Source organism: Paraburkholderia sp., from assembly GCF_024281035.1.
GTDB lineage: Bacteria > Pseudomonadota > Gammaproteobacteria > Burkholderiales > Burkholderiaceae > Paraburkholderia.
In genome coordinates this window covers 1-5821 of record NZ_JAMXLH010000070.1, presented here as the reverse complement: position 1 = coordinate 5821, position 5821 = coordinate 1, and the positions used below count along the sequence as shown (strand labels likewise).

General features: G+C 61.2%; 4 protein-coding genes, 1 tRNA gene and 1 pseudogene. 1 reads left to right on the top strand and 5 read right to left on the bottom strand.

Translation table 11 applies throughout. The features are described from left to right. On the bottom strand, positions 1-1696 hold a 1696-nt coding region (rnr, locus tag Q0L30_RS23050; RefSeq protein ID WP_296661970.1), incomplete at its 3' end, for a ribonuclease R. A gap of 361 nt (positions 1697-2057) precedes the next feature. Between rnr and Q0L30_RS23045 the strand changes: the two genes are divergently transcribed. Then, positions 2058-2144, top strand: a tRNA-Leu gene (locus tag Q0L30_RS23045). A 250-nt stretch (positions 2145-2394) separates the two neighbouring features. On the opposite strand, the gene Q0L30_RS23040 is transcribed toward Q0L30_RS23045, so the two are convergent. The 4 genes and pseudogenes from Q0L30_RS23040 to Q0L30_RS23025 form a co-directional block, all read right to left on the bottom strand. Beyond that, the gene (locus tag Q0L30_RS23040) at positions 2395-2742 is read right to left on the bottom strand and encodes a RidA family protein (protein WP_296661969.1); all 348 of its coding nucleotides are present in this window, start codon (positions 2740-2742) and stop codon (positions 2395-2397) included. A 133-nt stretch (positions 2743-2875) separates the two neighbouring features. Further along, positions 2876-4195: an FAD-binding oxidoreductase gene (locus tag Q0L30_RS23035; RefSeq protein WP_296661968.1), complete on the bottom strand. Its 1320-nt coding sequence runs from the start codon at positions 4193-4195 to the stop codon at positions 2876-2878. 222 nt (positions 4196-4417) lie between these two features. Then, positions 4418-5539, bottom strand: a complete 1122-nt coding sequence (locus tag Q0L30_RS23030; protein WP_296661967.1) for a branched-chain amino acid ABC transporter substrate-binding protein — start codon at positions 5537-5539, stop codon at positions 4418-4420. 94 nt (positions 5540-5633) lie between these two features. Next, a pseudogene (locus Q0L30_RS23025) lies at positions 5634-5821 on the bottom strand (ABC transporter ATP-binding protein); the annotation flags it as partial.

Genomic DNA, 5821 nt, shown 5'->3' with positions numbered 1-5821 from the left:
GATAGCGGCGAATCGGGCTCGTGAAGTGCGCGTAGGCCTCGTAGGCAAGACCGAAGTGACCGATATTGTCCGGGCTGTACACGGCCTGCTGCATCGAGCGCAGCAGCATGGTCTGCAGCATCTGCGCGTCGGGCCGGTCGCGGATGTGCGCCATCAGCGCGGCGTAGTCGCTCGCGTGCGGCGTGTCGCCGCCGCCGAGCGTGAGGCCGATGCCGCGCAGGAACGTGCGCAGGTTCTCCAGCTTCTCGGCGCTCGGGCCCGCGTGCACGCGATACAGGCCCGCGTGCTTGTTGCGTTTCATGAAGTCCGCGGCACAGACGTTGGCCGCGAGCATGCACTCTTCGATCAGCTTGTGCGCGTCGTTGCGCTGGCGCGGCACGATCTGCTCGATCTTGCCTTGCGCGTTGCACACGATATACGTTTCGGTCGTGTCGAAGTCGATTGCACCGCGCTTCTGGCGCGCCGCGAAGAGCGCCTTGTACACGCCATTGAGGTTTTGCAGCTGCGGCATGAGGGACGCGCGGCGCATCGCCTCCGGTCCCTTGGTGTTCTTGAGCACCGCAGCGACTTCGGTGTACGTGAGGCGCGCCGCGGAGTGCATCACGCCCGGATAGAACTGATACGCCTTGATCTCGCCGCGCGCGGTGATCACCAGATCGCACACGAGCACGCAGCGGTCGACGTGCGGGTTCAGCGAGCACAGCCCGTTCGACAGCTTCTCGGGCAGCATGGGAATGACGCGGCGCGGGAAATACACCGACGTGCTGCGTTCGATCGCATCGACATCGAGGCCGCTTTCGGGCAACACGTAATGCGAGACGTCCGCGATTGCGACGATCAGCCGGAAGCCCTCGCCGCGGCCAACCTGAACCGGCTCGCAATACACGGCGTCGTCGAAGTCGCGCGCGTCCTCGCCGTCGATCGTCACGAGCGGCACGTCGCGCAGATCCACGCGATAACGGATATCGGCCGGGCGCACGGCGTCCGGCAGCTTTGCAGCTTCGTCGAGCGCGGCGTCGCTGAATTCGTGCGGCACGCCGTACTTGCGCACGGCGATCTCGATCTCCATGCCGGGATCGTCGATGTCGCCGAGCACCTCGACCACGCGGCCGAGCGGCTGCGAGTGCCGGCTCGGAAAATCGGTCAGCTCGATCACCACGACCTGGCCGACCTTCGCCTTCTTCGTGTTCTGCGTGACGAGGATGTCGTGGCCGATGCGCTTGTCCTCGGGCGCAACGATCAGCGCGCCGTTTTCGTTCAGCAAGCGGCCGATCACGCGGCGATTCGCGCGATCCGTGACCTCGACGATGTGCCCCTCGGGACGCCCGCGCCGGTCGTAGCCGACGATGCGCGCGAGCACGCGGTCGTTATGCATGACTTTCTGCATCTCGCCCTGGGACAGGAACAGATCGTCCTGGCCGTCGTCGCGCACGACAAAGCCAAAACCGTCCCGGTGGCCCTGGACGCGGCCCGCGACGAAGCTGGAGGGATGCGCAAGCTGATAGTGGCCGCGAGAGTCGAGCCGGATCTGCCCGTCGCGCTCCATCGCGGCGAGCCGCCTGAAGAACCCTTCGCGCTCCTGGCGCTTGATGGCGAGCGCCTCGGCGATATCGTTCGCGGTGCAGGGCGATTCGCTGGTCCGCAGCACGCCGAGGATCTCTTCGCGGCTGGGAATCGGGTACGGATATTTGCTCAAGGGCTTGTCGATGGTTGTTCTCGTTGCGTCGATGTCGGATCTGCCGCGCCGCCCAGCGAAACTCGGGCGGCGCCCCGGTCTTCGAGTGCTACAGCTTTATTTCAGCGGATGACGAGGTCCGGCGGAACGCCCATATCGCGCGCACCTGCCGCCGGGCCTGCTGCGAGGCATTCTATCACCCGCTTCAGACGCGGCAGACGCCGCACGAGTGTTCCGGCACGTTCTGCGGCGGTGATCGTCGCGGCGAGCGGTTACGTTGGCGGGCGATACGGCCCGTCTCACGAAACGCTTGACAGATCCATTTGTCACGCTATAATTGCGTTCTTTGCTGCACGACACACCGTACAGCAGACGACACCTTGCCCAGGTGGCGGAATTGGTAGACGCACCAGGTTCAGGTCCTGGCGGTGGCAACACTGTGGAGGTTCGAGTCCTCTCCTGGGCACCAGAAGATTTTCCGGCGAAAGCCGATGTAGTTCGAGAAACCCCGTAAGATCAAAATCTTACGGGGTTTTTTGTTTCCGCGGATGGCCGTCATGTGCCGGTGGCTTCGGCGATTTTTGCGTATACACATGCCACAGGCGGATACGTGGAATCGGGGGCCAGCCATCTATACATGTTTGGCGACACGAGACACAAGTTCGGACTTGAGTTCAACGCGTCTGGGCATCCCACCGCGCGCGCGGTGCCAGTCCGATCTAGCCGCAATAAGCGAACGCCTGCACCTCAATAAGGTACCCAGGGTCGGCGAGCCGGCTTTCGACTGTCGCCCGAACCGGCTTTTCCGAACCTTCAACCCATTTGTCGTAGACGCCGTTCATTCCTTCAAAATTGTCGATGTTGGAAAGCCAGATCTGGATGCGCGTGAGATGGTTTTTCGTCAGCCCCGCGGCGGCAAGCAACTCGTCGATCTGGGCAAGAACCTGCCTCGTCTGTCCGGCGATATCAGCAGACATGTCGTCTGCGATCAGGCCACCTGTCACAAAGAAATCGCCGTACGCGACTGCTCGGGAAGCCCTGCTATTAGGCGTAATGCGATTGATCATGTGGATGCGCTCCTTTACTGATCGATTTAAAAATTGTTGGCGCGCCTCCAGGGCTGCCGGAACCCGCTGCACCCGAATTACCGCCACTGCCTAAAGAGTCGGGAATCGGGAAAAGCTGAAAATCGCTCTCGGCTCAAACATCCCCTTTGGCGTGCGCTGCCTCCCAGGCAATGCGCGCTCTCGCGGCAACGAGGCGAACTGGATCGGGCGGAACCCAGGTCGGATGCGAGCTTTTAAGCACGAATCGCAGGTTCTCGCTCTCGACGCCGCAAATATGGTCGGCCATGTAGTAGCCGAGATAAGTCCCCTTGACGACGCCCACGCCATTGCAGCCACTCAGCACATACACGCCCTCATCCGGATTCGAAAACACCGGTTCGTGGTTTTTGGTGATCGCAAACAAGCCGCCCCACGTGTAGTCGAAGTCCATTTCTTTCAGGAACGGGAAACGCGCCTCGAACGACGACCGATGACTGCGCCACGCCGCTTCGAGATCGGCTCCCGTGCTCTTAAGATTGGGCAGATAATCATACGTATTGCGAATGAATATCCGGTTGTCGTGAGTGAACCGGACGGTAGTCCCCGCGAGGTGCGCCGACGTCACACCCCATGGCCGCACGCCGTCGAAGTGCCTGCGCAGCTGCTCGTCGCTCAGCGGTCGGGTCAGGCTCGCGTAGGTAAAGATCGGCACGATGCGACAAGCGAGCTTGCCGAACTGCTCCGAATACGAGTTGGTCGCCTGCACGACGTTGCGCGCCGTAATGGTCCCGCCGACAAAGTGCAGCTTGTGCGGCGGCCCGTATTCAATGCCTTGAACCGGACTGTTCTCGAATAACGATACCGAAGGCGGGAGCGCCTTGATCAGCCCGCGTACCAGTGCTGCCGGATTGACGAGCACGTTTCCTCGCGTATAAACGGCGGAACGGTAGTAGTTCGTTCCGAGCCGCCGCGCAAGGTCCGGTCCGGAAACCGTCTCGTACTCGAATCCCGCCTGCTTGAGCATGCCCGCGAAATTATTCAGGCCGGGCAGGTTGCTCTCTTCGTGGGCCGCCATGTACTTACCCGCGTCGGTCCAGGACGGAATCGCATACTGTTCCTTGAATGCGCGCAAACGCTCGATGGCGAACATGTTTAAACGAAAGAGCGAGCGTGCGTGTTCAACGCCGGTTTTCGCGAAATCCATGTTATGCGGCAGATCGATCAGAAACCCGGCATTTCGCCCCGAAGCGCCTTCGCCCACGCGAAGTGCGTCCACCAGTGCAATACGTGCCGATGGATCGATCTCGGCGAGCCGCAACGCCACGGAGATCCCCGTGAAGCCGGCGCCGATCACCGCATAGTCAAACTCGTGCGAACCCTTCAGCCTGGGTCCAAGGCGAGCAGCACAGTCCGGCGAGGTCTCGAGCCACCCAATATCGCCGTCAATTTGCGGCAGCTTTTCCACCTTATGCATTCTCGCCCCCTGATTAACCTGGTGCAACGATGCTTGTAAACGCACTCATCTACAAGCGAAATCGCGTAATGAGACATTCCGAAAAGGAATGCGTATTGCAGCCACGAACGTATTTGGACGCGTATCGGCGAGTTCATCTCGTCGAGCGGGCGCAGCGTTGTTCGACGCTGCGCCTGCGCTGACATTCCTGTCTTCCTTGCGTCCGCAACTACCCCCCTGTCACTACAGACGGGTCGTCTGGATCGGTACGTAGTGCCCGTCCTTGACCTGATACAGCGTCACACCGCTAGAACGCAGGTCGCCCTTTTCATCGAAGGCAATCGTGCCCGTCACGCCCTCGAAGTTCACTTTCTTCATGGCCGGCAGGAAGTCCTTGGGCGATGTCGAATTCGCGAGTTCCATGGCGTGGACGAAAGCCCAGACAGCGTCATAGGCGTACGGCGCATAGAGAACGACCGGGCCATATTTCTTGAACTGCTCGACGAACTTCTTGCCGCCGGGCATGCTATCCAGCGGCTGTCCGGCCTGAGCCGAGATCGTGCCCTCGGAAGGCGGCCCGGCGAGCTTGATGAAGTTGTCCGTTTCGATCGACGAACCGAAGAGCGCCACCTTCATCGACAACCCGGCCATCTGCTTGCGCATCGGGCCCGCCTGGGCGTCCACGCCGCCATAGAAGATCGCCTGGGGCTCGCTGCCCTTTACCGCGGTCAGCACGCTACGGAAATCGATCGTATTGGGCGTCACGTACTGCCGATTCACGACCGTCGCACCGTCCTTCTTCAGTTCTGCGGCAACGATATCCGCGAGTCCCTGACCATAGGCCGACCGGTCGTCGATAATGGCGATGCGTTTGTATCCTGCCGTCTTCGTCAGATACTGCGCCATCACGCGGCCCACATAGGCGTCGTCGCCAATCACCCGGAACGTGGTCGCAAACCCCTGACGAGTCAGCACAGGATTCGTGGCCGATGGCGAAATCTGCGGAATGCCGGCGTCGGAATAAATCTTCGAGGCAGGCACCGACGTGCCGGAGGTCAAATGCCCAACGACACCGACGACGCCGGCATCCACGAGTTTTTGCGCAATCGTCACTGCGGACTTGGGATCCGCCATATCGTCCTCGGCGTCGATCGAAAGGTGGAGCGGCACGCCCTTGATCTTGATTCCCGCCGCGTTGATCTGCTCGACCGCCAGCCTCGCGCCGTTCTCCACATCCTTGCCCTGGCTCGCAAGCGGCCCCGTCAAGGGACCCGCAACGCCAATCCTGACGTCGTCGGCGTGAGCCTGTCCGATCAGCGCCGCACCGAGTGCAATAACGCCTGCGATTTTAGTCATGCTAATCATGATATTTGTCTCCTGAAACACAGTATTGAATTCCCAGCTGTGTGGTTTACATCTTCCAGATTACCTGCGCTCACGCGCCAACCCACTACTCCACTCATTCACCCAGATACGCGGCACGCACCTTCGGATCATCAAGCATCTGCTTCGCGTCGCCCTCCATCGTGACGAGACCCGAATCCATCACGTAACCGCGGTGCGCCGCCTGCAGCGCGAGTCGCGCGTTCTGCTCGACCAGCAGCACCGTGATGCCCTCCTGCGAGATCGTGCGCACGACTTCGAAGA